This is a genomic window from Ruegeria sp. CH6 (assembly GCF_056537005.1).
The window spans coordinates 290,924-311,539 of sequence record NZ_JBQFQS010000003.1 but is presented as its reverse complement, the minus strand read 5'-3'; the positions used below and the strand labels follow the sequence as shown (position 1 = coordinate 311,539).

Sequence of the window (20,616 nt, the reverse complement as noted above, 5' to 3'; positions counted from 1 at the left end):
ACCTCAAAAATATCTGGACTTGAGGTGCGTACCTCAAATAGCCTTGGATGTATGCCGCGATTCGCACATCCTCGATTGACGGCGCAAAAAAGGGAGGAATGGTTGACTTACACAAAACTGGCCTCGGCCAGCGCAATAGTCCTTGCCGCTACTACTCTTTCTACCAAGGCAAATGCTGAAGATCTGACGCTCTGTTGGGCTGCATGGGACCCGGCCAATGCGCTTGTCGAGCTATCAAAGGAATTCGAAGCAGAGTCTGGCCACTCGATGAACTTCGAATTTGTTCCCTGGCCAAATTTTGCGGACCGGATGCTGAATGAATTGAACTCTGGGGGTAAGCTCTGCGACCTGTTGATCGGTGACAGCCAATGGATCGGCGGTGGCGCCGAAAACGGCCACTATGTCCAGCTGAACGACTTCTTCGATGCTGAAGGCATCAGCATGGACGATTTCGCGCCGGCCACGGTCTACGCTTATTCGACTTGGCCCAAGGGCACACCAAATTACTACGCGCTGCCTGCGATGGGCGATGCGAATGGCTGGTTCTATCGCAAGGACTGGTTTGAAAACCCCGAAATTCAAGCTGCATACAAAGAGGCGACTGGTCAGGACCTACGTGAACCGCAGTCTCAGAAAGAGTTGTTGCAGATCGCGCAGTTCTTCCAAGGTCGTGAGATCGACGGCAAGACCGTCTATGGGGCAGCAATCTTTACCGAGCGCGGCTCGGAAGGGATCACCATGGGTGTGACCGGAGCACTGTATCCTTGGGGCTTCAAATACGAAAACACCCCGGGCTCATATGACATGGAAGGCGCCGTAAACTCACCGGAAGCGGTTGAGGCTCTGGAGTTCTATAAAGAATTCTACAAAACGGCGACGCCTCCTGGATATACCAATTCCTACATGGGTGAGAGCTTGGATGCCTTTAAATCCGGTCAGGTCGCCATGGCTATGAACTGGTTTGCGTTCTTCCCTGGTCTATATGCCGACCCCAATACTGGCGGCGACAAGATCGACTTCTTCGTGAACCCACCACAAAATCAGCCAGGCTCGACACTCGGCGGACAAGGTATTTCTGTCGTCAGCTATTCCGACAAACAGGACGCCGCACTTGAGTACATTAAGTGGTTTGCACAGCCGGAAGTTCAGGCCAAATGGTGGGAACTTGGAGGTTATTCTGCACATAACTCGGTGCTGGAAGATCCTGGTTTCATAGACAGCCAACCGTTTGCCGGTGACTTTCTGGAAGCAATGGCTGGAGTACAGGATTTCTGGCAAGAGCCTGCCTATGCGGAACTGCTGCTGGCAATGCAGAAGCGCATCCACGACTACGTGGTTGCCGACCAAGGCACAGCTCAAGAAGCGCTTGATCTGCTGATCGAAGATTGGACGGAAGTCTTCGAAGACGAAGGCAAGCTGTAGTCCGGACACAGGCAGGAGCGGGTGCAATCCCGCTCCACCTTCACCCGTGAGTCCGAAACCAAAAGAACTGGCAAAGAGATGTCTGACAGGACCGTAGATCGCGTTGCGCAGGCAACGCCCGAGCGAGTTGCGCGAAAAATCCGAGGGTTATCCGACCGCGCGATCGCCTGGATATTCATCTCCCCAACGATTTTTCTATTGCTGGCGATCAACATCTTTCCGTTGATTTGGACCATCCAACTGAGCTTTACCAACTACAAGGCCAACCGGATCGGGCGTGAAGTCAAAGATGTCGGGCTCAGGAACTACGAGCGTATCCTGACAGACTCGGACACCTGGCTGAATATGCAGGCAACGGCTCATTTCCTATTCTGGACGATCTTTTTCCAGGTCCTGATCGGGTTCACGCTAGCGTGGCTGATCAACAAGAAGTTCAAGGGCAACGATCTTTGGACAACGATCATCGTGCTGCCGATGATGCTGTCTCCTGCAGTCGTCGGGAACTTCTGGAAGTTCCTATATCAGCCTCAAATCGGCCTGTTTAACTACGTCGTGTCCTGGTTTACCGGCAAGGACCCATCGAGCTTTGAAATGCTGGGATCCGTGACTTTGGCCCCGTGGGCGATCGTGATTGTCGACACCTGGATGTGGACCCCCTTCGTGATGCTGATCTGTCTGGCCGGTCTGCGCAGCATTCCCGACTATATCTACGAGGCCGCCGAAATCGACAGGGCCAGCAAGCTGCGGCAGTTCTTTACGATTACCATTCCGATGGTGCTGCCGTTCCTGATGCTCGCTGTGCTGTTTCGAGGGATCGAGAACTTCAAGATGTTCGACCTAGTGGTTCAGCTAACCGGCGGAGGACCCGGCTCTGTAACGGAACTCACTTCAATCAATCTCAAGCGGGAGGCTTTTGAAAAGTGGCGGACGGGCTATGCGTCAGCCTACGCGATCATCCTATTCGTCACCGTATTCGGCCTTGCGTCGATCTACGTCAAAGCCCTGAACAAGGTGAAACAGAGATGAGCAGTTTTTCCGTCACTGAACCTTCGAACCGGTCCAAGTGGATCGCAGGTTTCTTGGTTATCACCTATGCGCTGATCACGATGATCCCGCTGGTTTGGATTTTATTGACAGGCTTCAAGTCCCCGGCCGATGCGATCAGCTACCCGCCCAAAGTGGTCTTTGACCCCACGCTTGAAGGGTATGTAAATCTCTTCACCACACGCACGCGGCAGACGCAGGAGTTTCTGGAAGCGAACCCACCGCAGAACTGGGCCGATGAGATCGTGCGCGAATACGACATGGTGATTGTCGGGCCATCAAAGTTCGGTGAGCGCTTTATGAATTCGGTTATCATCGGATTTGGCTCAACGTTCCTGAGTATCTTCCTTGGTACGCTGGCCGCCTATGCGTTCAGCAGGTTTAAAGTACCGCTAAAAGACGATCTACTGTTCTTCATCCTCAGTACAAGGATGATGCCGCCGGTCGCCGTCGCCATCCCAATCTTCTTGATGTTCAGAAACCTTGGTCTCAGCGACACACATCTGGGAATGATCCTGCTGTATACGGGTGTGAATATTTCCCTAGCGGTCTGGTTGCTAAAAGGTTTCATCGACGAAATCCCACGAGAGTACGAAGAGGCCGCCCTCATTGATGGCTACACGAGGTTTCAGGCCTTCTACAAAGTGGTGCTGCCCCAAGCTGCCACGGGCATCGCGTCAACTGCGATCTTCTGCCTGATCTTCGCCTGGAATGAATACGCGTTTGCGGTGCTGCTGACGTCTGCGAATGCGCAGACCGCACCACCCTTCATTCCAACCATCATCGGGATCGGCGGCCTGGACTGGCCTGCTGTGGCGGCAGGTGCCACGATCTTCCTCATCCCCGTCATGATTTTCACCATCCTGATGCGCAAACACTTGCTGCGCGGGATCACATTCGGAGCCGTGCGCAAATGAGCGAATTTCTTACCGGATTACTACGGCTCCGCCGCGGCCCATGGGAGATGGTGGCAACCATCCTCATCGCACTGGGTGTCTTTATGCTGATGCAGCCCTTTGTCCTTTGGGCCTTCACCTATTCTTTCATCGTCACGCTGATCGGAACCGTCATGTTCATCATCGTCAGCCATTTCCCGGAGTAGAAATGGCCCAGATCGTAGTCAAAAACGTAAAGAAAATGTTCGGCGATTTCACGGCCGTCCGCGAAAGCTCGTTCACGATCGAGGATGGTGAGTTTTTCATGCTGCTCGGGCCATCCGGCTGCGGAAAGACGACGACGCTGCGGATGATCGCAGGATTGGAACTTCCAACGTCGGGCGAAATCTACCTGGACGGCGAAGAGATCAGTCAGCGACCCCCATCAGAGCGGGACATTGCCTTCGTGTTCCAGATGTTCGCGCTGTATCCCCACATGAACGTGCGCAAGAACATCAGCTACCCGCTAATTTCGCAGGGTATGCCGCGCCCCGCCGTAAAAGCCAAGGTCGAGGAAGTCGCCGGAATTCTAGGGATAAACGACATACTGGATAGCCCAGTAGGTGGGCTTTCAGGCGGCGACAGACAGCGTGTAGCGCTTGGACGCGCGATTGTTCGCGAACCCAAGGCGTTCATGATGGACGAACCTCTTGGTGCCCTGGATGCCGAATTTCGTGAGCACATGGCCGAAGAACTGCGCGCGCTTCATGATCGCATGGGCGCAACCACCGTTTACGTTACACACGATCAGTTAGAAGCCATGCAAATGGGCGACAAGATCGTGGTGATGAACAACGCTGTGATCGAGCAATTCGGCACACCTCAGGAAATCTACGACAAACCGGCTACGATGTTCGTGGCGGATTTTATTGGGTCTCCTTCGATGAACTTCCTGCCGTTTCAGGGAAAGGTCGAACCCGGCTCGGAAATGGTCCGACTGAACGGCCATGACGAAGCCGTGCCCAAGCTGATGGAAGGGGCCGAAGGTGAATTGGTTTTCGGCGTTCGCCCCGAGCATGTTTTTCTGTCGGATGCGAGCGCATACCGGGCTAAGGTTCTGGCAGCGGAATATCTGGGAACCACTCAGATCGTGACGTTGCAAAGCCCGAACGGAGAACTGAAAGCCCGGATTGATGCACGCGAAGTCGTCAGTCCCGGTGAGACAGTAGGATTGGAGTTTCGCTCACCCGCAGTAACTCTGTTTGAAAAATCTAACGGGCGCGCATTGAGGTCCGCTTTGAACGACGAGGTGCTAAACAATGGCTGAAGTCGTTTTGGAGAATATCTCGAAGTCTTTCGGCAACGTCACAGCGGTGGATGATATCTCAATGACGATCCCCAACGGTGCCTTTGTGGTGTTGTTGGGTCCGACTGGTGCGGGAAAAACAACCACACTGAGGTTGATTTCAGGGCTTGAGAAACTGGATTCAGGAACAGTGCGCATTGCCGGGCGTGACGTTGGAATAGACACTCCCGCTCAGCGCGATGTAGCAATGGTCTTCCAGCAATACTCGCTGTACCCGCATATGACAGTGCGGGAGAACCTGTCTTTCCCTCTGCGGTCGCCGATCCTGAAAACACCAGAGGATGAGATCACAAAGAAGGTAAACGAAGTCGCTGAGATCCTCCAGATCCCGCACAAACTGGACAACAAAGCCACTGAATTGTCTGGCGGCGAAATGCAGCGGGTTTCAATTGGACGAGCGCTGGTGCGTGATCCCCAAATCTTCCTGATGGATGAACCGCTCAGTTCTTTGGACGCCAAGCTTCGGGCGGATTTGCGTGTCGAGTTGAAAAGGATTCAGGCCGATCTGGGGTCAACCTTGCTCTACGTGACCCATGATCAGGTCGAAGCCATGACAATGGCGACGCATATCGGGGTTTTGGAAAACGGCCGGTTGGTGCAGTACGGAACACCCCGGGACATTTATGAAAACCCGGGCAGTGTTTACGTAGCCAGCCGGTTGGGTCTGCCGCGGATCAACATCTTGCCGTCCGAGTTGTTCGGAGGCGATCACAAAGGCCCGCAGATTGGCCTGCGCCCGGAAAACATCATTGAAGGCGAAGGCAGTGAAGCGCGTGTGATACGCGCTGAACATCTTGGGGATCAAACGCGGTTGCATCTGGACTTAAACGGTCACCCGGTTGTGACCTTGATTGATGTCCATCAAGACTATCCATCTGGAAAAATTATAAAAATCCGCCCACACAACCCCTTGTATTTTGACGCGTCCGGCGCGCGAGTGAATTAAGGAGCAAAAGCATGGCCCAGTTCCTCAACACAAAAGAAACTCTGGTTACAGAGGCGATAGACGGCCTTCTGGCCTCTTCCGGCGGTCAGCTCACCCGATTGGACGGCTACCCGCATATCAAGGTTGTTTACCGGTCAGATTGGGACAAGTCGAAAGTTGCCTTGGTTTCCGGTGGTGGGTCTGGCCACGAACCCGCCCATGCAGGTTTCGTTGGCGCCGGTATGCTGACAGCAGCGGTCTGCGGAGAAGTGTTTGCTTCCCCATCGGTAGAGGCAGTATTGGCGGGCATTCTTGCGGTTACGGGTGAGGCTGGGTGCCTGCTGATCGTCAAGAATTACACAGGTGACCGGCTAAACTTTGGACTAGCAGCTGAACGCGCCCGTGCATTGGGTCGCAAGGTAGAGATGGTCGTCGTCGACGATGACATCGCCCTGCCCGACCTTCCGCAACCACGTGGCGTAGCCGGCACGTTGTTCGTACACAAAATCGCCGGGGCGCTTGCTGAAGGCAGTGCTGACTTGGACACCGTCACCGCCGCAGCAAGACGCACCATAGCCAAGGTCGTCAGCATCGGTATGAGCCTGGACACCTGTACCGTTCCGGGATCTCCAAAAGAGGACCGGATCGCCCCCGGCAAAGCGGAGCTCGGCTTGGGTATTCATGGCGAGCCCGGTGTACAGCAAGTCGAATTCTCAAATGCTGTATCGGCCATGTCCACAGTTGTGGAGAAGCTGAAACAACGGGTGGGGTCCGGGGATTGTGTGGCGTTGGTCAACAACCTGGGTTCTACAACGCCGTTGGAAATGGCTGTCCTCACGCATGCCTTGTCCGAAACTGGTATTGCCCATCACATCATAGGCCCGGCTCCAATGATGACATCGCTGGATATGCATGGGTTTTCTGTTTCTATTCTGCCTGTAGATCACGACGATTTATCGGCGCTTAAAGCGCCTGTTGATCTGGCGGCTTGGCCCGGTGTCAATTCTATCGATCCAATAAAAGTCGCACCTTTGCCTGACGGCCTGACTCCTATCGATCCAATTCCTTCAAACAATCCCGCCACAAGGGAAACGATCACCCGGTTGTCTGAACTGCTCATCAACGCTGAGAAGAACCTGAACGAGCTGGACGCGAAATCCGGAGATGGTGATACAGGAAGCACATTGGCGACGGCCGCAAGAGCATTGCAAGGTAGCCTCGACCGAATGCCGCTCGCTGATCTGACACAACTGTTTCCGGCATTAGGGAATGAGTTAAGCCAAACAATGGGGGGTTCTTCTGGCGTGATACTCGCAATTTTCTTCAACGCAGCCGGAGATGCCTGTGCGAGCGGCGCGTCTGTCCCGAAATCCTTGATCGAAGGTCTGAATAGGGTCAGCCAGGTTGGGGGTGCCAAGGTCGGTGACAGGACAATGATTGACGCCCTGGCACCAGCACTTGCCGCACTACCATCTGGTCTGACGCATGCCGCCGAAGCTGCCCGCGAAGGCGCGAACAACACCGCGAATATTCGTCGTGCGAAGGCGGGCCGCGCGGCCTATGTTCCCGAAGAGAACCTAGTTGGACATAACGATCCCGGCGCTGAAGCTGTTGCTTTGTTGTTTGAAGGCTTGGCACGGGAGATTGAGGGCTGAAGAACACGTGGAAGATCAAAAACAAAAACTAGAATTGGTGAAAAAGCCAACCGTCAATGACATCGCGCGCGTGGCGGGTGTCAGCCTGGCGACCGTTGATCGGGTCTTGAACAGACGCCCCGGCGTGCGGGCGGTGACTGTACAGAAAGTACAAAAGGCGATTGAAGAACTGGGCTATGTGCGCGATACCGCCGCAGCCAACCTGGCGCGAAACCGCGTCTACAATTTCCTCTTTGTTTTACCAGACACAGACAACGAGTTTGTTGAGGCAATCAGCAGTCAGATCGCAGAACAATCCCGTGACCAATTCATCGAGCGGACCCGCATTGCGATTAAGAAAGTCGCTCCATTCGAGCCGCAAGATATCGTCAACATTCTGGATGCTGTCGACAGTTTGGATATTGACGGAGTCGCCGTTTTCGGGCCCGAAACGCCTTCTGTCCGCGACGCCGTAAAAAGGCTCAGGGACAAAGGCGTTCCGGTTGTTGCCTTGGTGTCTGACTTGCCAAGTTCTGAGCGAGACCACTTTGTCGGAATTGATAACGTTTCGGCAGGACGAACCGCCGCTCAGCTGATGGGAAGATTTGTCCATCGCGAAGGCAAGGTCTTGGTTCTTACAGGATCCCGTTTGGCGCGTGACCACCTGGAGCGTCGTCAAGGCTTTGACCTTGTTGTGGCTGAGGAATTTCCGAACCTCGAAGTCGTAGCGTCTGTCGAGGGCCGGGATGACCCGGATCTGATTTACAAGATGATGCCCGAGATCTTTGAAACCTACCCGGATCTGGTTGGAATTTATTCCTCCGCCGCAGGCAATGCAGGACTGATTCAATTTCTTTCAGAAAACAAGCTCAGCAAAGATCTGGTGATCATAGCGCATGAGCTTACACCGCTTAGTCGTGAGGCGCTTACGCTCGGTACATTTGACGCGCTAATCTCGCAAGACACTGGGCACATTGTTCGTTCAGCCGTCCGTCTGCTGCGTGCAACTTCGGACAAAGTGCCATTCAACAAAGCCCAGGAACGCATCCGTATCGACATCTATCTGAAGGAAAATTTACCGCCATAGAGGCTCAGGTTTTGGGGAGGAAATTTTATGAAAACAATCAAAGGTCCAGCTTTGTTTCTTGCGCAATTCGCGGGGGACGAAGCGCCGTTCAATTCGTGGGACGCGATCACTAAATGGGCGGCTGACTGTGGATACAAGGGCGTTCAGGTTCCTAGTTGGGATGGCCGGTTGTTCGACCTGGAACAAGCCGCATCCAGCGCCAGTTATTGCGATGACTTCAAAGGCAAAGCCAAGGAAAATGGGGTCGAAGTCACTGAACTTTCAACCCACCTTCAGGGCCAACTTGTGGCCGTTCATCCGGCCTATGACAGTGCGTTTGATGGTTTTGCAGCCGAAAGCGTCAGAGGAAACCCGAAAGCCCGGCAAGAATGGGCGGTAGACCAAGTTAAAAAAGCGCTATCTGCTTCGAAAAACTTGGGTATTACAGCGCATGCGACATTCTCTGGCGCATTGGCATGGCCCTATGTCTATCCTTGGCCGCAGCGCCCTGCTGGTTTGATCGAAACGGCATTCGAGGAGCTTGCTCGTCGTTGGGTGCCAATACTGGATCACGCCGAAGACTGCGGCGTTGACGTCTGTTACGAAATTCACCCAGGTGAGGACCTCCACGACGGCGTGACGTACGAGATGTTTCTTGAACGGACAGGCAATCACCCACGCGCTTGCATGTTGTACGACCCGTCGCACTACGTGCTGCAATGCCTCGACTATCTGGACAATATCGACATCTACAAAGATCGGATCCGGATGTTCCATGTCAAAGATGCCGAGTTTAATCCGACCGGCCGGCAGGGTGTTTATTCCGGGTATCAAAGCTGGGTCGATCGTGCCGGGCGCTTCCGGTCGCTTGGTGATGGCCAGGTGGATTTCGGGGCGGTCTTTTCAAAAATGGCGGCGAATGACTTTGATGGTTGGGCAGTTGTCGAATGGGAATGCTGCCTCAAACACCCCGAGGATGGAGCGCGTGAAGGCGCTCAGTTTGTGTCAGATCACATTATCCGTGTGACCGAGAAAGCCTTTGATGATTTCGCTGATGGTGGCGCAGACGAAGCAGCCAATCGTAAAATGCTGGGGATTGAATGATGGTCACAGGACGCAATGAAGGAACCTCAGGCCGCATTCGACTTGGCATGGTTGGCGGCGGGAACGACGCCTTCATAGGTGGCGTTCATCGAATAGCGGCTCGACTGGACGACAAGTTTGAATTGGTTGCCGGTGCTTTGTCTTCGACGCCAGAGAAATCTCTTGAAAGTGGTCAGGCGTTGGGGCTCGAACGGGTCTATGGAGATTTCAAACAAATGGCGATCAGGGAGGCCCGGCTGAAATCTGGGATCGAGGCGGTCTCAATTGTCACGCCAAATCACGTTCACTATGCAGCCGCACGTGAGTTCCTGAAACGCGGTATTCATGTAATTTGTGACAAGCCACTCACCTCGACCCTTGCCGATGCAAAAAAACTGGTCAAAGCAGCAGAAAGCGCGAATGCCCTATTCATTTTGACCCACAATTACACGGGCTATCCGATGGTTCGGCAGGCGCGTGAAATGGTCGCTAACGGAGATATCGGCAAGATCCGCGTGGTTCAGGTTGAATACCCCCAGGACTGGCTGACCGAGCAGCAGGATTTCAAACAGGCTGAGTGGCGAACCGATCCCGAACGCTCGGGCGCGGGTGGATCAACCGGTGACATCGGGACTCATGCTTACAACCTCGCTTGCTTTGTAACCGGGCTGAAGGCGGAAAGCCTGGCGGCGGACTTGCAGGCCTTTGTGCCGGGGCGCAAAGTCGATGACAACGCGCACGTTTTGCTTCGATTCGAAGGTGAAGCGCGCGGTATGCTGTGGTCGTCTCAGGTGGCCCCCGGCAATGAAAACGCACTTCGTTTGCGCGTCTATGGTGAGAAAGGTGGGTTGGAGTGGTCTCAGGAAGATCCCAATTACCTTTGGTTCGCGCCATACAATGAACCCAAGCGGCTGATCACCCGAAATGGAGCTGGAGCTGGCGATGCTGCCAATCGGTTGAGTAGAGTCCCTCCGGGCCATCCAGAGGGATATCTTGAAGGTTTCGCCAATATCTATGGAGAGGCCGCTGAGGCGATCCAAGCTTTCCGAAATGGGATTTCACCTGACGCGTCCGTTGTTTATCCAACGGTTCATGACGGGCTCAATGGTGTTAAGTTTGTGGCGGCATGCGTGCAAAGCTCTTCAAGGAATGCGGCTTGGGTCAGCTTAACTTAAAATCTGGTTGTGGGCATAAGGCAGAATTCTTGGAAGGCAGCACGGGTATCTGCCAAAAATCGAAGCGCACCCAACCTATAGATGAACACTCCGGAACGACAAACCACGAACGTCTCTGACCGGCAGCTATGTGGCCCTATTGCTTTTTGCAGTTTGGCAGAACTGTACAATCGCAAATGGCGGCGGGCCTTCTTCCTCTCACTTTCCCTTCGTGGACCAGCGGGATTTAGACAAGTCAAACGCCCCTGGCCGTCAGGGTGAGGGGCGATCCTCCCCCTCGGGCAACCCTTTTAGACAGGGCCTTGCCTTCGGCTGCGCCTGCGGCCCGCACCCTCTTGACGAATAGCGTTGCCTCACCCCCTCCCGCGTTCGCCACGTGGCAGATTAGCAAGAACAGGCAGCTTCGCTGTCTGACCTACAAATCAGCTCTGATTTTCCGATATGGAAATCAGATCAAACCAAAATGTCAGCGGGAGTATGAAATCGGGCGGCGTGTTAGTTGATGACTCAAAGGTCAAATTCAACTGATGTCCAACGTTGAGGGCGCCTTCTGATGTCGAACGTTCACTTCTTTTCTGGTCCAACTGTGACGGTTGGTTCAGGTTCGTGTGACGTTCAACAGGAAATGTGGAACGTCACTGATATCTGACTCAATCGACCGCCAAAACCTGAAGAAACAAGTGAATCACGTCATTCAATTCTGACCCAAACGTCAAGCATTTCTGACCCAGTACGAATAGCAGCCTGACGTCAACGCTGCGGCTAATTTCTCAAATCAGCCCTTGCCGGACTTCGCGGCCGCCCTTGCTATGTCGAGTATCGCAGTTTGAGCCTCCACTGAGGAATCCCGGTAGTAGGTCAGCAATTCGATCTCAGCCTTGTTGCGCAGTTCTTTGGCTCACCAAATTTCTAACTGGATTCGAAACGACAAAACCGTGACAGTGCAGAGGGGAGAACGAATGTCTGAAACGCTGATTTCCTCTGATGTTGATTTCGCCGCTGAAGGAAAGCACAGCGGATATCTTCGCGTGCCGCACTCGGTCGACAACTCGGCTTACGGGTGGTTACCAGTGCCAATCACAGTTATCCGAAACGGAGAGGGACCGACATTGGTTTTGTCGGCCGGCGTTCACGGCGACGAGTACGAAGGGCAAGTCGCTGTAGCAGAACTCGCCACAGAGTTGTTACCTGAACACATTCGCGGTCGTCTGATCCTGTTGCCCATGGTCAATTTGCCGGCAGCTAAGCACGGTCGACGCATATCACCTTTGGATTCCGGTAATCTAAACCGCCTTTATCCCGGCAATCCTGTGGGGTCACCCTCCGAAATGATCGCCCATTACCATGAAGAGGTCATTCTTCCGCTTGCCGATTATGCCGTAGATCTTCACTCGGGTGGGTCGTCACTGCTTTATCCCGCCACGCTTTTGCGCGGGCCTGGACATACCCCACAGGAAGAGGCTGGCTTGCAGATACTCACAGAAGCCTTTGATTTGCCTTATGCATGGGTGTTTACCGGAGGTGGAGGACCTAACAGCACGGCCCGAACTGTTATGGGAGCCGCCAATCGCAAGGGGGTGATCAACGTTATGGCCGAGCTAGGCGGTGGCAACGCTGTGACGCCCGGGATTTTGTCTTACACGCGACGTGGGTTACGCCGCATATTGAACGTTTTGGGGATGTTGCCAGATTATGTGCCAGACGCCTCAAGAGGGACTTGCCTGCTGAATGCCGTGGGCGTGATCTACTCCTATGATGAAGGCTTGTTCGAGCCGCTGAAAGGTATCGGAGATCTCGTTTCAGAGGGTGAAATCGTGGCACAACTTCACCATCCGGAAACTCCGGGACGCGCACCTGAGCAAGTGCAATCCACCTTTGGCGGTGTGGTATTGGCGATGCGCGCAATGGCACCGACAAACCGAGGCGATGCACTTTATCAGATAGCGCAGGACGCAGTCCGAGATGCCTAACTTTGATTTTGATGAGGTTATCGACAGGCGTAAGGTTCCAGCGCTCAAGTTTCATCACACAGTTCTGGGGCCCGATGGCGCGGATCTTTTTGCCGCAGGCGTCGCCGACATGGATTTCCGTGTCGCTCCCTGTATCACGGCTGCTATCGAAAGGCGTCTGAAACACGACCTTTTCGGCTACGAAGCCGTGCCGGGCGGGTTGGTCCCGGCTTTGATCAGCTGGATGGAGCGTCGCCACAAATGGAAAATCGAGCCACAGCACATCCTGCGCGCTCCCAATGTGCTCAACACACTCGCCATGGCGGTCAATTGCTTCACCGCGCCGGGTGACGGAATCATTATACAGCCGCCGGTATTTTTTGATTTTGCAGACATAATCGCCGAAAATGAACGTATGGTGGCAGAGAACGCCCTAGTGTTGGAGCAGGGCCGATACAGCATGGATTTCGCTGGGCTGGAGCATCTCGCCTCACAACCCGATATTCGAATGCTGTTCTTGTGTAATCCACACAACCCGGTGGGGCGGGTCTGGACCAGAGAGGAACTTCGACAGGTTAACGACATCTGCTCTAGGCATGATGTATTCGTCGTGTCCGACGAAATTCACTGCGACATCACCTTTCCGGGCCACGAATACAAGCCATTTGCCAGCATCTCGCAAGAGGCAGGCGCCAACTCCGTCACTTGTCTGTCGCCAGCCAAGAGTTTCAATATCGCATCTTGCTGTTCTTCCTTTTCAGTGGTGCCGGATGACGGTCGTCGCAGCGCACTGCAAGCGCACAATAGCCGACTAACAGTCAACAAGAACAATGCCTTCGCATCCGTGGCGATGGAGGCCGCCTATACCTCTGGTGAACCATGGCTGGAGTCGATGCTGGAGTATCTGTGGGCCAACGTAGATCTCACCCGAAAATGTCTGAAAGACATACCAGGTGTCGACCTGATCGAACCGGATGGGACATTCCTTTTGTGGCTCGATTTCAACGGTCTGGGGCTTGCCCCGGAAGATCTTGACACATTCCTGAGAAACCAAGCCGGCTGGTCGATCACACGAGGGGAGTCTTTCGACCGCCTAAGCTCGCGTTTCGGCAGGTTGAATATTGCGTGTCCAAGATCAAGGCTAAAAACTGCGCTGGCTCAACTCAAATGCGCTGTAGCAGCTGGTTAGTTCTTCCAGAAAAGCTTCTGCGGTTTAGGTAGTGAAGGTCGGGTTTGTCCGCTTGTCGGCCATCCGACACTGGATTTGGAACATCCGGAATGCGCGGGTTCCCGGCACTCGGTATCTGCACTCCAAAGATGGCATTGGAGGTCCGGCAATTCCAACAATTAGAGAGGGCCGCTTTACGAGGCGCAACCAGCGCAGTGGCCTAAACAGTGTGATCAAGTAAGTTAGTTAGGCCGCACCGCAACGAGAACGACGTCAAGTTTATCTTCCAAGGCCTGCAGTTTCTCGAGCTGGTCTTTTGGCAGCGTCACAGTATCAGTTTCAACAGCGGTAAGAGCCACAACCGGGCTTCCAATTTCTTTTTCAAGTTCCCGAACCGCATTGAGTTTATCGGCTTCAAGTTCCGCGATTGGGTATAGCATGGCAATCTCCTGTCTTCTGATGATGGAAAGCATAGCCTATTTTCGCGATGTTTGGGCATACTAAGGTAGATCAACTCTGTTGCGCCCACCCGCCTTTCGTTGAACTCCGCTGAATGTCCCTTTAGTGCCGCATTCTGATGAATGCATGCGCAATACTCAATTCATCCGGGAACGGCCGGTAAGGGCTCAAACCACCTGTCTGAACCCACTGCAGAGAAATTCCGCGATGAGTCCATTGGTGCCGCCTCGTGCAATGCAACCAATGTCGGCTATTCCAGAAATGTCTAGGGCTTCGGGGGCGAGTTATCTGGGAGTTCCTCGGCTACCGGTTGCAAAGCGTATGTTCCTCGGGCAACTTGCGGGAAAAGGCGCCCTGTTATGTTCCCGCTCAACGACCCTACAATTTTCTCCCTTGTCTTGGCAGGTGTTGCCCTACTTTCAGCAGTGGCGTTTCGTTTTGGATGGAAGGTCCGTGCTCCACTTCTTCTTATGGCATTGGCGCTCCCGGCTGTTTTTTTATGGACTATTTCACCAACTGGTGATCACGCTGGGCTAGGGTATGTGCTCACTATTGTTCCATCTATTGCATTAATTTTAGTAGGCGCGGGATGGGGAAGTGTCATGAGATTGGCGCGGGTCTCATTGGCGATTTCAATATTGATCCCGGTCAGTGTTACCAGTGCCTATGCGGGTCGCGCGCTTTGGAACCAATACGTCCCAAACGATTGTCTTGGAAAGACTCTTCAAGTTCGCCTAGCCGGTGAAACCTTGAGTCTTCCACCAGAGCTGTGTCCTCGTCTTGAGAAGGGGCGGAATATTAGCTTCTTCGGTAGATTGGATAGAAAATCTGGCTATTATCGCTTCGGATGGCAGGCAGGGGTTACGCCGACAATATGACGATGGCGTTCTGACCAGGCTGGCCTTGATTGCGTTGGGCCAGCGGGCTGGCTATTCCTTGGATCAGATCGCCGCAGCGCTCTTTCGCCCACAGGGCGGAGAGCTGGAGCTCAGTCGCAACGAATTGCGGAGCCAGGCGACCAACTTGCGCAATCAGGCGCACGAATTGCAGGTAACTGCGGACCTTCTGGATCACGTCGCCGCTTGTACGGCGCCCTCTCACTTAGAATGCCCCCGTTTTCAAGCGTTACTTAAGGATGCTCTTATCACACATCTGCGCTGAGTTTATTGTTAAACGAAACCGCTCGGTATCTAAGTGCCAAACGTCCGCATTGCGGACAAAGCTGCCATTTGAGACAGCGGTCATACCTTAGATTTGCGACTGGTCAATCGAAGGTCGAAGTTCGTCGTCGCCATCGCATGCGTAAGACAGCTCAGAGCCATCTGAGAGTTGCATCACCAGTATTTCGCCATGGCGAGAAGGTTCGATGCTTGCTCTCACAACACTTTGCGTACGGATGCCATCATCAAGAAACTGCGGCAATATCAGCGTCCGCCCATACTCTGCCATGTCCACTGGATGAGGTTTTCCGGTCGCAACTTCAATGCTGCAACCTGCTGGACCAACAGAGATTTCGACTGCGTCTTCTTCTGCATCGGGCACCACCCAAACTCTAACGGGAAACTCCGAAATCATTTTGCTTCCGGACGGGTGCTCATGTTTCTCGACATAATAATCTGAGAGCTTGCTGCCAACTAATTCGTTAACTGAAGGAGCCATACTCATCTCTTCTGGTATCTCGCCACTATACAACTCTAGCTCACCAAACGACACCGGCACAATCTTCTCACTCTCGGAGCGCCTTGGTTGGATGCATTCAAGTCGAGGTAGATTTGGGCTCTTCCCGCTAGTCAAAACGATCCGCTGTGAACGGCGGCCAAGAGCCCATAGCGACCGATGCTGCACCGGTAACGAATGGCCCCTATCACTGAACCACTACCGGCTGATCCTACCGGTATCAGCCGGTAGTGGTTCAGTCCGTGTTCCTGCTGGGTGGTTTTACAAATCGTGCGCCGCCAGTATCTTCCGACACCAAAAACTGTCGGAGCAGCGTTTGCCGCTGCACAGGGTTTGCAAACCTTAGGATACCGTCCTCTTCTATAGCGGCCATCGTAACGGGATTGTTTGGTTCCCGATGAAGTTTAGCGACTTCACGCCCGTAACCGTCAAAAAGCAAGAGGGTCGCGATTGATGATGCTGCCGTGTCCGGGTCAAGGAAAAAAGTGACGTCATCATCCGCGTTGACGGCATTTAGTTGCACGCTCAATTCTTGCAACGCAATCACCCGTGGATCGTCCAAGCTAGATGGCTTTGCTTCAATACCAGCTTGTTCAAGTGACGCCGTCAGTTTTTGTTGGTATACTTCCGATAGGATTTCTAGCATCGATGTATCTGGATCCGCGCGCAGCAATGCAGCCATCGCCGCGAGTTGTTCAGGTGTATAGGTCGAAAGGTATTTTTTGGCAGTTCCCGACATATAGTGGTCAAGAACGGGTGCGATTTCTTCGTCGGGGATCAGATCAACGAACCGATCCATATCAACAATCTCGATCCCGAGTTCTGATAGGGGTCGAAAGTAAACCGGGACAAACGGCTCTTTAAGCATGCGCTTCAAGTCAATTAGAACGGTTGGACTCAAATTGCGCTGCGCGATGTAGTTTGCATCAGCTTGAGGTGTGGCCAAAGCGACTTGTGCGCTGAAGACAAGCGCCGCCAACAGCAAGGGTTTCAGAAGAGCTTTCATACAATGGTACCGCGAAGCATCTTGGTTGCTTAGAGTCATGGGACGGGATTCAAAAACGTTACCAAAGATTTGCGGCCAATTCTTGACGGCAACTCTCGATGGGCACTGAGACTATTCACTTTGCCAGCGTTTGGGTGGTTCATCGGGCGCAAACACGTTAGACATCATGAATCAATATCCAATGTCAGCCACATGAGCTACCCCAAAGCGGTCGCTTGTGCAGATGCACCGAATTGGTGGTATGTCCGCATAGCTGCTGTCCAAGGTTCTAAAACACTGGATATTTGATTTAAAGTCCGCTTCCTGTGCATTGCCGCCGTTACTGAGGATTAGCGCTGCACCTGCAGCGAAAGACCGCTTGGTGGCCGACTGTTACTTTTTGCAGTTCGACAGAATGGTCCAATCGCAAATGGCCTCTGGCCGTCAGGGTGAGGGCGCGGCCCTCCCCCTCGTGCAACCCCATTAGACAGGACCGTGTCCTCGGCTGTGCCTGCGGGCCGCACCACCCCTGTCGAATAGCGTTGCCTCGCCCCCTCCCGCGTTCGCCACGTGGCAGATCAGCAGGAACAGGCAGCTTCGCTGTCTGATCTGCAAATCAGCCCTGATTTTCCAAAGAGGAAGTCAGAACAAATCAAACTGCCTGCGGGAACATGAAATGGGGGCGGTGTGTTAGTTGATGACCCAAAGGTCAAATTCAACTGATGTCCAACGTTGGGGGCGCCTTCCGATGTCGAACGTTCACCCCGTTTCTGGTCCAACTGTGACGGTTGGGGCAGGTTCGTGTGACGTTCAACAGGAAACCAGTGGCGGACCGAGGAGGATTCGAACCCCCGACCCCTTGATTCGTAGTCAAGTACTCTATCCAGCTGAGCTATCGGTCCGCGTTGGTGAGGCGGTATTTAGACCTAGGTCCGAGGACGTGCAAGGCGATTCTTCAAAAAAAATTCAAAAAGTCCCATCTCCGCGCGGAAGCCTTATTTCAAAGGTGGTTCCGTCAGACCCGGTGTTCTTCAACACCAGTTCCCCGCCATGACCGCGCACCAATTCCTGCGAAATTGCCAGACCAAGGCCAGATCCGCCTTTGCGAACACCACCCTGAAAAGGGGTAAAGAGATTCTCGCGCGCCTTTGGTGGCAAGCCGGGGCCTGTGTCCTGAATTTCGACGCACCAGTTCGCATCATTTTCACCGCCTGCAATTATGATACGTCCAGGTTTTCCCGACGCCACCAAAGCCTGGCGCGCGTTGCGCACGAGATTGAGGATGACGCGAAAAATCTGTTCCGGATCAGCGCGGGCGACCAGATCCTCGGGCACTTCGTTGACGATTTCGACGCAGGCGTCAGCTACTGCCAACTGCTCGCTGGCCGCGACATCGCTCGCAATGTCGCGCAGGTTTACCATAGTCAGTGTTGGCGCTGGCTCCTCGGCGCGGCCAAAGGCGAGCGTGCTTTCGCATAGCGAGACCGCACGCGTGATCGAATTCACCAGCTTTGGTGCCATGCGCCGGACCAGAGGATCGTCGCTGGCCTCGATCCGGTCAGTGAACAGCTGTGCTGACGTCAGAATGTTGCGCAAGTCATGGCTGACCTTGGCAACGGCCCCACCAAGCTGCGCAAGGCGTTCCCGCTGCTTGAGCGCCTGTGTCAAATCGGTCTGCAGCATCTGAAGCGCCTCTTCCGCCTCGCGCAGCTCCGTTACCTTGGAGTTTGGCGAGATGATGCCGCGCGCGTCCTCGGGGGCACTGGCGTAACGCTGCATGTACACCACAACGCCCTTGATGGGGCGCACGAGCACCACGCGCACGGCCAGAAACAGAAAAAAGGCGGTGATGATCGAAATGACAAACGACAGGCCAAGAATACGCAGGCCATAGTCTGTCATCGCCATGCGCAGCGGTGAGCTGTCCATCGTGACTTCGATCAGCAGACCAGCACCTTTGACCGGCTCGCCGATCACGCGAATGACTTCATCATCCACAGTGAAGAACCGGATCATTGCATCCCGGATCAATATCCACGGACCTGCATCGCGCAAATCATAGGTCTTGGTGATTTGCTCGGGGATAGGTGATGACAGCATCAGCTGACGCACTTCGTCCCGGCGCAACACAACGTTGTAGACCCCTGCATTTGCCAGCAACTCGGCTTCAAGATCCTCGGCCAGCATATCATCGGCCAACAGGGCAAGGGACGCGATCTGGGCACGCTCCAGCCGGTTCAGCAGGAAATCCTCACGAAAGCGGGCGATCGAAGGAACAAAGATCAGCACTTCGGCCAACATAACGAAGACCGTCGTCAGGATCAGGAAACGGCCCGACAGCGAGTTCAAATGGCGCTCCTTTCCCGGTCAGGAGATCCAGCGCTGGACGAACCTGACCACTCGTTTAACTGTCTGATTCTCAAACAGCCTTGGCGAGAAATAGGCTCCCGCCACACGTTTGTTAAGCTCTCCGATCGTCGGATATGGCGATACCATCGCAGCGATCTGGCCCATCTTCAGGTTATTGGCCAATGCCAGCGACCACAAGTTGATCAGTTCCCCAGCCTGATGCCCCACGATTGTGACGCCGACGGGACGGCCTTTTACGACCATGGCCTTAATGAAACCTTTGGTTTTTCGTTCTGCCACAGCACGGTCATTGTGGTGATAGTCAAAGCGAGCAATTTCCAGCTTGTCGCCGTGCTGCTCACGCGCCTGCGCTTCGGTCAGACCAACCTGGGCCAACTCGGGGTCGGTATATGTGGCCCACGGAATATGAGAAGTTTTGGCCTTGGATGGCAAACCAAACAACGCCGAGCGGATGATAACCCCTGCCTGATAACCCGCAACATGGGTGAACTGCATTCCACCCGCCACATCGCCAATCGCATAGACCCTGCGATTCGATGTGCGCAATGAGGCATCCGTATTGATGCCTGTCCGCGTTCGGTCAATCCCGGCTGCTTCGAGGTTCAGGCGTTCGATGTTCGCCTTTCGACCCGCCGCTATCAGCAAATGTGATCCCGCGTAGATATCACCATTTTCAGTGACAACTTCGACCGCCCCGGCATTGCCACGAATTTGCGCAACCATTGCCTGTTCGCGAATTTCAACCCCTTCAGCGCGCAGAGAATCGATCACGATTGCTGCCGCTTCCGGGTCATCCTTGCCCAGCGCAGTCATGCCTTCGATCACAGTTACCTTACATCCGAGCCGGATATGCGCCTGCGCCATCTCCATCCCGATCGGGCCTGCACCTATGATCAGCAGATGCTCAGGCTTGTCCCGCAGATCAAAGATCGTCTCGTTTGTGAAATGCGGCACCTGATCGAGTCCCGGGATCGGAGGCACCAACGGTGAAGATCCGGTCGCAACAACAACTCGCCGTGCGGTGATCACGTTGTTTCCCGCCTGTACCTGCGTCGGCGATATGAAAGTGCCATATTCCCGGATCACTCGCACGCCGAACCCTTCAAACCGTTCCTGGCTGTCCATCGGTTCGATCTGTGCGATAACATCCCGCACATGTTCCATAGCAGCGGAATAGTTCACCTGAGGGGCAGCATCTGCGACGCCAAAGGCCGAAGAATGCGCCTGCGCATAAGCCGCCTTGCCGCTGGCAATCAAAGCCTTGGACGGGACGCAGCCGAAATTCAGGCAGTCGCCACCCATCTTGTGCCCTTCCAGAAGGATGACATCAGCCCCCATCTGACTTGCACCTGCGGCAACGGACAAACCACCGGACCCGGCCCCGATCACGAGGATGTCGGTTTTCAGCTCTTGCATCT

19 protein-coding genes and 1 tRNA gene are annotated in these 20,616 nt (G+C 54.2%); 14 read left to right on the top strand and 6 right to left on the bottom strand.

The annotated features are described in order from the left end of the window. Positions 1-102 precede the first annotated feature (102 nt). From ACR0CW_RS10150 to ACR0CW_RS10095, 12 genes are all read left to right on the top strand, one after another. Positions 103-1,422 carry an ABC transporter substrate-binding protein gene (locus tag ACR0CW_RS10150; RefSeq protein ID WP_480787670.1) on the top strand — a complete coding sequence of 440 codons (1,320 nt, stop codon included), beginning with the start codon at positions 103-105 and terminating at the stop codon, positions 1,420-1,422. 78 nt (positions 1,423-1,500) lie between these two features. Beyond that, positions 1,501-2,448 carry a carbohydrate ABC transporter permease gene (locus ACR0CW_RS10145; RefSeq protein ID WP_480787669.1) on the top strand — a complete coding sequence of 316 codons (948 nt, stop codon included), beginning with the start codon at positions 1,501-1,503 and terminating at the stop codon, positions 2,446-2,448. Next, positions 2,445-3,383, top strand: a complete 939-nt coding sequence (locus ACR0CW_RS10140; protein WP_170819496.1) for a carbohydrate ABC transporter permease — start codon at positions 2,445-2,447, stop codon at positions 3,381-3,383. The genes ACR0CW_RS10145 and ACR0CW_RS10140 overlap by 4 nt, the downstream gene beginning before the upstream one ends. Continuing rightward, on the top strand, positions 3,380-3,568 hold the full coding sequence (locus ACR0CW_RS10135) for a hypothetical protein (RefSeq protein WP_155150119.1): 189 nt from the start codon (positions 3,380-3,382) through the stop codon (positions 3,566-3,568). The genes ACR0CW_RS10140 and ACR0CW_RS10135 overlap by 4 nt, the downstream gene beginning before the upstream one ends. Positions 3,569-3,570: 2 nt before the next feature. Beyond that, on the top strand, positions 3,571-4,668 hold the full coding sequence (locus ACR0CW_RS10130; protein WP_480787668.1) for an ABC transporter ATP-binding protein: 1,098 nt from the start codon (positions 3,571-3,573) through the stop codon (positions 4,666-4,668). Next, the gene (locus ACR0CW_RS10125; protein WP_480787667.1) at positions 4,661-5,653 is read left to right on the top strand and encodes an ABC transporter ATP-binding protein; all 993 of its coding nucleotides are present in this window, start codon (positions 4,661-4,663) and stop codon (positions 5,651-5,653) included. Before ACR0CW_RS10130 ends, ACR0CW_RS10125 begins: the two co-directional genes overlap by 8 nt. Before the next feature lie 11 nt (positions 5,654-5,664). After that, the gene (locus ACR0CW_RS10120) at positions 5,665-7,287 is read left to right on the top strand and encodes a dihydroxyacetone kinase subunit DhaK (RefSeq protein ID WP_480787666.1); all 1,623 of its coding nucleotides are present in this window, start codon (positions 5,665-5,667) and stop codon (positions 7,285-7,287) included. A 7-nt stretch (positions 7,288-7,294) separates the two neighbouring features. Further along, positions 7,295-8,353, top strand: a complete 1,059-nt coding sequence (locus ACR0CW_RS10115; protein WP_480787665.1) for a LacI family DNA-binding transcriptional regulator — start codon at positions 7,295-7,297, stop codon at positions 8,351-8,353. A gap of 27 nt (positions 8,354-8,380) precedes the next feature. Next, positions 8,381-9,436, top strand: a complete 1,056-nt coding sequence (locus ACR0CW_RS10110; RefSeq protein ID WP_155150109.1) for a sugar phosphate isomerase/epimerase family protein — start codon at positions 8,381-8,383, stop codon at positions 9,434-9,436. After that, complete coding sequence (locus ACR0CW_RS10105) at positions 9,436-10,590, top strand: Gfo/Idh/MocA family protein (RefSeq protein WP_480787664.1); 1,155 nt, start codon at positions 9,436-9,438, stop codon at positions 10,588-10,590. Before ACR0CW_RS10110 ends, ACR0CW_RS10105 begins: the two co-directional genes overlap by 1 nt. A 959-nt stretch (positions 10,591-11,549) precedes the next feature. Next, positions 11,550-12,560, top strand: coding sequence for a succinylglutamate desuccinylase/aspartoacylase family protein (locus tag ACR0CW_RS10100; protein ID WP_480787663.1), 1,011 nt, complete (start codon positions 11,550-11,552; stop codon positions 12,558-12,560). Beyond that, positions 12,553-13,728, top strand: coding sequence for a MalY/PatB family protein (locus ACR0CW_RS10095; protein WP_480787662.1), 1,176 nt, complete (start codon positions 12,553-12,555; stop codon positions 13,726-13,728). The genes ACR0CW_RS10100 and ACR0CW_RS10095 overlap by 8 nt, the downstream gene beginning before the upstream one ends. 221 nt (positions 13,729-13,949) lie before the next feature. On the opposite strand, the gene ACR0CW_RS10090 is transcribed toward ACR0CW_RS10095, so the two are convergent. After that, the gene (locus tag ACR0CW_RS10090; RefSeq protein WP_480787661.1) at positions 13,950-14,147 is read right to left on the bottom strand and encodes a hypothetical protein; all 198 of its coding nucleotides are present in this window, start codon (positions 14,145-14,147) and stop codon (positions 13,950-13,952) included. A gap of 378 nt (positions 14,148-14,525) precedes the next feature. On the opposite strand from ACR0CW_RS10090, the gene ACR0CW_RS10085 reads away from it, so the two are divergent. After that, the gene (locus ACR0CW_RS10085; RefSeq protein ID WP_480787808.1) at positions 14,526-15,044 is read left to right on the top strand and encodes a hypothetical protein; all 519 of its coding nucleotides are present in this window, start codon (positions 14,526-14,528) and stop codon (positions 15,042-15,044) included. Further along, a complete protein-coding gene (locus tag ACR0CW_RS10080; RefSeq protein ID WP_480787660.1) occupies positions 14,947-15,327 on the top strand; it encodes a MerR family DNA-binding protein in 381 nt (126 codons plus the stop codon). The genes ACR0CW_RS10085 and ACR0CW_RS10080 overlap by 98 nt, the downstream gene beginning before the upstream one ends. 87 nt (positions 15,328-15,414) lie before the next feature. Here ACR0CW_RS10080 and ACR0CW_RS10075 read toward each other — a convergent pair whose 3' ends face one another. The 5 genes from ACR0CW_RS10075 to ACR0CW_RS10055 form a co-directional block, all read right to left on the bottom strand. Next, complete coding sequence (locus ACR0CW_RS10075) at positions 15,415-15,825, bottom strand: hypothetical protein (RefSeq protein WP_480787659.1); 411 nt, start codon at positions 15,823-15,825, stop codon at positions 15,415-15,417. Between the two features lie 253 nt (positions 15,826-16,078). Beyond that, positions 16,079-16,849: a hypothetical protein gene (locus tag ACR0CW_RS10070; protein ID WP_480787658.1), complete on the bottom strand. Its 771-nt coding sequence runs from the start codon at positions 16,847-16,849 to the stop codon at positions 16,079-16,081. Positions 16,850-17,653: 804 nt separating this feature from the next. Beyond that, a tRNA-Arg gene (locus ACR0CW_RS10065) sits at positions 17,654-17,730 on the bottom strand. A 64-nt stretch (positions 17,731-17,794) separates the two neighbouring features. After that, positions 17,795-19,177, bottom strand: coding sequence for an ATP-binding protein (locus ACR0CW_RS10060; protein WP_480787657.1), 1,383 nt, complete (start codon positions 19,175-19,177; stop codon positions 17,795-17,797). Between the two features lie 18 nt (positions 19,178-19,195). Continuing rightward, positions 19,196-20,614: a dihydrolipoyl dehydrogenase family protein gene (locus ACR0CW_RS10055; RefSeq protein WP_480787656.1), complete on the bottom strand. Its 1,419-nt coding sequence runs from the start codon at positions 20,612-20,614 to the stop codon at positions 19,196-19,198. Between the last annotated feature and the right edge of the window lie 2 nt (positions 20,615-20,616).

Excerpts from the sequence above, each read along its gene's own strand:
- ACR0CW_RS10105 (WP_480787664.1), top strand. The coding sequence starts at position 9,436 with ATGGTCACAGGACGCAATGAAGGAACCTCAGGCCGCATTCGACTTGGC.
- ACR0CW_RS10055 (WP_480787656.1), bottom strand. The coding sequence starts at position 20,614 with ATGCAAGAGCTGAAAACCGACATCCTCGTGATCGGGGCCGGGTCCGGT.
- ACR0CW_RS10075 (WP_480787659.1), bottom strand. The coding sequence starts at position 15,825 with ATGGCTCCTTCAGTTAACGAATTAGTTGGCAGCAAGCTCTCAGATTAT.
- ACR0CW_RS10140 (WP_170819496.1), top strand. The coding sequence starts at position 2,445 with ATGAGCAGTTTTTCCGTCACTGAACCTTCGAACCGGTCCAAGTGGATC.
- ACR0CW_RS10070 (WP_480787658.1), bottom strand. The coding sequence starts at position 16,849 with ATGAAAGCTCTTCTGAAACCCTTGCTGTTGGCGGCGCTTGTCTTCAGC.
- ACR0CW_RS10100 (WP_480787663.1), top strand. The coding sequence starts at position 11,550 with ATGTCTGAAACGCTGATTTCCTCTGATGTTGATTTCGCCGCTGAAGGA.
- ACR0CW_RS10120 (WP_480787666.1), top strand. The coding sequence starts at position 5,665 with ATGGCCCAGTTCCTCAACACAAAAGAAACTCTGGTTACAGAGGCGATA.
- ACR0CW_RS10090 (WP_480787661.1), bottom strand. The coding sequence starts at position 14,147 with ATGCTATACCCAATCGCGGAACTTGAAGCCGATAAACTCAATGCGGTT.
- ACR0CW_RS10095 (WP_480787662.1), top strand. The coding sequence starts at position 12,553 with ATGCCTAACTTTGATTTTGATGAGGTTATCGACAGGCGTAAGGTTCCA.
- ACR0CW_RS10145 (WP_480787669.1), top strand. The coding sequence starts at position 1,501 with ATGTCTGACAGGACCGTAGATCGCGTTGCGCAGGCAACGCCCGAGCGA.
- ACR0CW_RS10110 (WP_155150109.1), top strand. The coding sequence starts at position 8,381 with ATGAAAACAATCAAAGGTCCAGCTTTGTTTCTTGCGCAATTCGCGGGG.
- ACR0CW_RS10085 (WP_480787808.1), top strand. The coding sequence starts at position 14,526 with ATGTTCCCGCTCAACGACCCTACAATTTTCTCCCTTGTCTTGGCAGGT.
- ACR0CW_RS10125 (WP_480787667.1), top strand. The coding sequence starts at position 4,661 with ATGGCTGAAGTCGTTTTGGAGAATATCTCGAAGTCTTTCGGCAACGTC.
- ACR0CW_RS10135 (WP_155150119.1), top strand. The coding sequence starts at position 3,380 with ATGAGCGAATTTCTTACCGGATTACTACGGCTCCGCCGCGGCCCATGG.
- ACR0CW_RS10130 (WP_480787668.1), top strand. The coding sequence starts at position 3,571 with ATGGCCCAGATCGTAGTCAAAAACGTAAAGAAAATGTTCGGCGATTTC.